Raw genomic sequence first — 6,035 nt, 5'->3', positions numbered from 1 at the left:
AACTGCTTCGTTTTCCTCCTACTCGATTTCAGAGTTTTCATATAGTTTTTTTTAATGCAAAAAGCACCATTCTAAAAGCTTTTTCCTACAATGGTTGTGTAAGCAAGGATTTCCGATATTAGTTTGTCTTACCCAATGTCCGAACTATTTTCTCTTTATCACGAGATATATTATTACCGGTGCTCCGATGAGAGGCGTGACAGCGTTCAGCGGTATGATGTTGCCGTTGGGGGGGAGTGTGCATACAAGGTTGCATGCAAGCGCCACGATGGCTCCAGAAATGATGGAACAGGGCATTAGGCTCGATGTGGAGTCGGTGCGGATGAAAAGGCGGGTGATATGAGGCACGGCCAGACCGATGAAAGCCACCGGACCGCAATATGCTGTGGTGACGGCTGTCTGTATTCCCGTGATAAGGAGCAACATGGCACGCACGCGGTGAGTGTTGAAGCCAAGGTTCTCGGCATACTTCTCTCCGAGCAGCAGGGCATTGAGAGGTTTAATCATGAGCAGCGACATGACGAGGCACAATATCGTGGCGGATGAGAAGATGGGCAGGTGCTGCAATGACACGCTGCTGAAGTTTCCCATTCCCCAGATGACATAAGACTGTACTCCTTGTTCGGAAGCGAAGAAGTTGAAGATGGATATTGCCGCCGACGACAGGTAGCCTATCATGATGCCGATTATCAAAAGCACCACGTTGCTAGTCACTATCCTTGAGCACGCCATCAGTAAGGCTATGACAGCCGAAGCGCCAGCCATGGCACCCGTTATTACCGCTGCGAAACCGCTAACCGTGAGCAAGTCGGTAGAGATGCTGCCGTTGAGTAGCAGCATTACGATAGCCACGCCGAGACTTGCTCCGCTGTTTATTCCGAATATTGACGGACCGGCTAATGGATTGTTGAAAGCAGTTTGCAGTATCAGGCCGCAGACTGCGAGCGATGCTCCGCAAAGCGTCGCCGTTATAGTCTGTGGCAATCTCGATTCCATTATGATGTAAGTCCATGTTTCCTTGTCTCCGTTGCCGAAGATTATGTTAAGGATGTTTCCGGCAGGAATGTCCACGGTACCTGTGGTGATGTTAAGGATGAAGAGCGCTGCAAGCAATACTGTTGAGCAGACTGCAAATAATCCTTCTCTGGTGATGGTTGTCATGATTTTATGGTTGACGAGTTGTCAAGTTTATAATGTGGCCCCCACATGTCCTCCATTTAAATCGTGAGAGACTGATAACCTTGGCGGCTTTCGGATTGGTTTATTACCTTTCCAACTTGAAGAAATACTTCGGTTCTCCAATTATCGTTGCCATTTCCGGGTGGAAGGCTAATATGAAGTCTCTGAGCAGGAGATGAGGCTCAAACGGAATGTCTTCGAAGAAAGACGTTGCCGCCGTATTGCACCCGTACACCCTGCCGCTCTTGTAAGCCTTTAAGATCGTGTAGCTTGAGCTTTCGGAGGCAAGTCCGCGGAGCGTCAGAGGCGAATTGTCGGCTTTGTAGTATCTCAGAAGCCACACGTCAGCGCCGGCATTGTCGTCTATCACGCTTTCCAGCGACTTCTGTATGCTTCCGGAGCTCTTGTCGGCAGCATATGTGTATTTGGCGTTGGCATCGTATATGGTCTGGCTTATCGTGCTTTTGCCGCCAGGCAGATACCACACTCCGTTTTCCACCTTGTCCATCATCACGCTGGGACTGTACTTTGCTTTCTTGGCGAGGTCCTTCAGTCTCATATACTCCTTTTCCGTATTGCTGAACAGGCTGTCTGCCTGTTTCTCCGCTCCCCACAGCAGACCATAGAATTTCACCCATTCTGCCCTTCCCAGAGCTGTCGTTTCCATATAGTCAGCCAGTTCCACGATGGGCAGCCCCAAGTTCTCCAGCTTTCCGTATCCTCCGGAGTTCTGCATTGGCGATATGAAGATGGCGTCGGGCGAGAGGGCTATTATTCTCTCTATGTTGGGTTGTGTGGAATTTCCACAGTTTGTGGTCTTGTTCTCCTTCAGCCTTTGCTTGATCCACGTAGAGTTCATGTAGTCCACGTCGAAAGCCCCTGCCAGTATATTCTCTTTTCCTAGTTTCTTGGCTAGTTCAGCATGCACGGATGTTGCTATGAGCGAGTGGGAGAGCGGTATGCCAACCACCGTTGCCCCGTCGGGTGCCTTGTCGTAGCCATCCTTCTTGCTTTTGTCCACGAGGATATATGTGTGTAGTGTTTTTCCTTTGTTCCATGGGTCGTTGAGTTTCACTTCCGTATGGTCGTTGAATTTCACTATAGAGATGTTTTCCGAGTATTTCAGATGTACGGTGTCCCCCTCCTTTCCATCCGCAGCCTGTTGCTTGTTGCCCTGGCATGCAGTGAGAAGGAGGGGGATGATGATAAGGAGAAAATATATTTTATTTCTCATATTCGGTTCATGTGGATTTTCTTGTCCTAAGCTTGTGCGGCTTGCATTTTTGCCGCAGGCTGCGGGTGTAGGCTTAGAGATCGTCGTCGTCAGCCACGTCGGCAGCTTCGAGCGACAGGTCTTCTGGGTTTTCCTCTATTGTCGTATGGTAGCTTTCCTCTGTCAGCTTGTCGTCATCAAATTCGTCGAACTCGTCCTCGTCGTTGTATTTGTCGTCTCTCAGGTCGTCGTCCTCGTCTTCGTCATCCTCGTCGTCTCTGATTTTCAGATTGTCCTCGTCGAGGTCGAGCTTCGCCTTCTCTTCTATAGGCTTCAATTTGGCGAAGATGGCTTCAGTCCATGCCCCCTTGGGTATTTCGAGCACTTCGAATCCGTCTTCCACTTTTTTCTCATACATTCCGCCCTTTTTGTGTAGTCTGTCCTTCGGCAAAGTCGTGGTGCTGATGTCGAATCCGTTCTGTATGATGTCCTGGATGCTCTGCGATAGCGACTCCCATCCTCCTCCGAAGTTTCTTTCTATCACTTCCAGGAGTTTGCTTGCCGAGATGTGGCGTATGTTTTCGTATGTGAGGTCGGTCACACGCATTATGGTTTTCTTCTTTATTCCGAACTTCAGTCGGTTCTTTTCGTCGAGTTTCACGGATCCCACTTTCAGTCCTCTCGCTTCATATTTGCTTATCACCTCCGGTCTGTCGATTTTCACCTCTTCGATTTCGAAGGCGCTTCGTATGATGTCGAGATAATGCTTTATGTTGTCGCTCAGATCAGCGTCTTTCTCTCCAGCCTCCAGCAATCTGAAGATGTCGTTTTCCTGAAGGTCCCAGACGTTGCTTTTGTTAAGTGTCTTTAGGGTAAGTGCTTTTTTTCCTGCTTCTTTCATGTCAAATTATTACAAATGCTTTATTATATACTAATGTTTTCTGTTATTGTTGTTTTAACTCGATAGAGAATTTATCACTAGCTTTTCATCCTATTGTGTTTAAGTTCCTTGTCAAAGACTTTTTTCTATGATGCAGAATTCGTCTTTGTCATCGAGCACAGGGAATGTCTTTCTGAATTTATCCAGCTTTTCAATGTCCAGCTCCGCGCTTGTCCATCCTTCCTCGGCTCCTCCGCCTGCCATCACCTTGCCGTATGGCGACACTATGGCGCTGGCTCCCGTATAGGTGCATTGGTCGTCGGTTCCCACTCTGTTGGCTCCCAACACGAAGCATTGGTTCTCTATAGCCCTTGCCTTGAGCAGCGTGCTCCACACCTCTTCTCTCGGTGTGGGCCAGTTTGCCACACATATTATGGCGTCGTAGTCGAGGTCGTTTCGGCTCCACACTGGGAAGCGCAGGTCGTAGCATATCAGCAGCAGAAACCTCACTCCCTTGTATTCCGCCACCACTCTTCTCGTGCCTGCCGTGTAGCTTTTATGCTCTCCGCCGGCAAAGAACAGGTGCTTCTTGTCGTAGTGTTCCACCCGTCCGTCGGGATAGACGAAATAGCTTCTGTTCACGAATTTCCCCCCGTCGGTCTTGACCGACAGACTTCCGCATATTGCGGCATCATGTTTCCTGGCCATGCTTTTCATCCATGCCAGCGAGCCGTTGGATGAGCAGAAATCCTCTTCCTCGGCTATTCCTTCCGGACTGGTAGCAAAACCGGTGCTCCACATTTCTGGCAGTATGTATATGTCCGACTTGGGTGCCTGACAGAGTAATACCTCCGCATTCTGTTGGTTATCAGATGGTTTTCCCCATACGGTGTTCGTTTGCAGAATTGTCGCTCTCATTTATTATCGTTTTTTGCCCCCAAAGGGTGTTGCAAAAGTAATACATTATCCTTTATCAGCAAGTTTTTGGAGGATATTTTTTGCACGTATGACATATATTTCATAATTTTGCAGATATGAGTCAACCATTAGCTGAAAGAATGCGGCCCAATACTCTCGATGAGTACATAGGCCAGCGACATTTGGTGGGAAAGGGAGCTGTGCTGCGCAACATGATCGAAGCGCGGCGCATCACCTCTTTTATATTATGGGGCCCTCCCGGAGTGGGCAAGACCACATTGGCGCAGATCGTGGCAAACACGCTGCAGCTGCCTTTCTATACGCTGAGCGCCGTGACGAGCGGTGTGAAAGACGTGAGAGAGGTTATAGACAAAGCACGTGGCGGCAGATTCTTCAACGAGGGCAACCCGATACTCTTCATCGACGAGATCCATCGTTTCAGCAAGAGCCAGCAAGACTCCCTGCTCGGAGCTGTGGAGAAGGGCGTGGTGACTCTGATAGGCGCCACTACCGAAAACCCCTCCTTCGAGGTTATCCGCCCATTGCTCTCGCGCTGTCAGCTCTATGTGCTGAAGCCCCTTGGCGACGACGACCTCATGGAACTCATGCAGCGGGCAATCACCCATGACCCCGAACTGAGCCAGCGCCAGATAGTGCTCAAGGAGACTGGCGCCATTCTCAGATATAGCGGTGGCGACGCACGCAAGCTGCTCAACATCCTGGAGCTTGTAGTGGAATCGAGTTCCGACGAAAAGGTGGTGATAGAAGACAAGCGCGTGGTGGAATGCCTGCAGCAGAACCCCATGGCCTACGACAAGGGCGGCGAGATGCACTACGACATCATCTCTGCCTTCATCAAAAGCATCCGAGGTTCAGACCCGGATGCAGCGCTCTATTGGCTCGCCCGCATGATAGAGGGAGGCGAAGACCCGTCGTTCATCGCCCGCCGCCTCGTGATAAGCGCTTCTGAGGATGTCGGACTTGCCAATCCTAACGCCCTGCTGCTTGCCAACGCCGCCTTCGACGCTGTGATGAAGATAGGATGGCCGGAGGGTAGAATTCCGCTTGCCGAGGCAACGGTCTATCTCGCCGCTTCGCCCAAAAGCAATTCTGCCTACAACGGAATAAACAAGGCGCTGCAGATTGTGAGGCAGACAGGCAACCAGCCCGTGCCTCTGCATCTTCGCAATGCGCCTACGGAGATGATGAAAGACCTGGGCTATGCTTCTGGCTACAAATACTCCCACGACTATCCGGGACATTTCGTGGTGCAGCAGTTCATGCCCGACTCGCTTTGCGACACGAGAATTTGGGAGGCGCAGCATTCTCCCTCTGAAGACAAGCTCTACCGACGCATGGTGGAATGTTGGGGAGACAGGTTCAAAGATGGAAATTAATGAAAAACATACCGTTTATATAAACTGACATCTTTATAAACAGGTGAATAATAAACAGGTAAATATAAACAGACAGAAAAAGAGAAAAACATTTAAAGAACAAGGAGCTTTCCCATTGAGACAGACGGTTTGACTGCTGCGGCCATTCCCGAATTCTTATAGGGATTCTTTGGATTTTATTAACTGAAAAACAAGAAAATCATGAAAATAGTAGTATTAGACGGATATGGAATGAATCCCGGAGACCTTAGCTGGGATGAATTGAAGAGTCTGGGAGAAGTGGTGGTCTACGACCGCACAGACAGTAATGACATCATCGCAAGGGCAGCAGATGCCGACGCGGTGCTCGTGAACAAGGTGGTGCTTGATGAGAAAACGCTCAAGAGCCTGCCCAAGTTGAAGTATGTAGGAGTGCTCGCCACAGGCTACAACGTGGTAGACGTGGCAG

At 49.7% G+C, this 6,035-nt stretch carries 5 protein-coding genes and 1 pseudogene; 2 read left to right on the top strand and 4 right to left on the bottom strand.

The genetic code is table 11. From position 1 onward, the window contains the following. Nucleotides 1-144: 144 nt before the first annotated feature. The 4 genes from QVO99_RS08140 to QVO99_RS08125 form a co-directional block, all read right to left on the bottom strand. Complete coding sequence (locus tag QVO99_RS08140) at nucleotides 145-1,152, bottom strand: iron chelate uptake ABC transporter family permease subunit (protein ID WP_441295411.1); 1,008 nt, start codon at nucleotides 1,150-1,152, stop codon at nucleotides 145-147. Nucleotides 1,153-1,264: 112 nt separating this feature from the next. Beyond that, the gene (locus QVO99_RS08135) at nucleotides 1,265-2,413 is read right to left on the bottom strand and encodes an ABC transporter substrate-binding protein (protein ID WP_022317119.1); all 1,149 of its coding nucleotides are present in this window, start codon (nucleotides 2,411-2,413) and stop codon (nucleotides 1,265-1,267) included. A 73-nt stretch (nucleotides 2,414-2,486) separates the two neighbouring features. Continuing rightward, nucleotides 2,487-3,293, bottom strand: coding sequence for a hypothetical protein (locus QVO99_RS08130; RefSeq protein ID WP_022317118.1), 807 nt, complete (start codon nucleotides 3,291-3,293; stop codon nucleotides 2,487-2,489). A gap of 111 nt (nucleotides 3,294-3,404) precedes the next feature. Continuing rightward, nucleotides 3,405-4,190, bottom strand: coding sequence for a nitrilase-related carbon-nitrogen hydrolase (locus QVO99_RS08125; RefSeq protein WP_022317117.1), 786 nt, complete (start codon nucleotides 4,188-4,190; stop codon nucleotides 3,405-3,407). 116 nt (nucleotides 4,191-4,306) lie between these two features. On the opposite strand from QVO99_RS08125, the gene QVO99_RS08120 reads away from it, so the two are divergent. Together QVO99_RS08120 and QVO99_RS08115 are read left to right on the top strand one after the other, a co-directional pair. Then, nucleotides 4,307-5,587: a replication-associated recombination protein A gene (locus QVO99_RS08120; RefSeq protein ID WP_022317115.1), complete on the top strand. Its 1,281-nt coding sequence runs from the start codon at nucleotides 4,307-4,309 to the stop codon at nucleotides 5,585-5,587. A gap of 201 nt (nucleotides 5,588-5,788) precedes the next feature. Continuing rightward, nucleotides 5,789-6,035: pseudogene (locus tag QVO99_RS08115) on the top strand (D-2-hydroxyacid dehydrogenase); the annotation flags it as partial.

The sequence above is a fragment of the Prevotella sp. CAG:592 genome (assembly GCF_000436015.1).
Classification (GTDB): Bacteria; Bacteroidota; Bacteroidia; order Bacteroidales; family Bacteroidaceae; genus Prevotella; species Prevotella pectinovora.
This window is presented reverse-complemented; position numbering and strand designations above follow the sequence as displayed.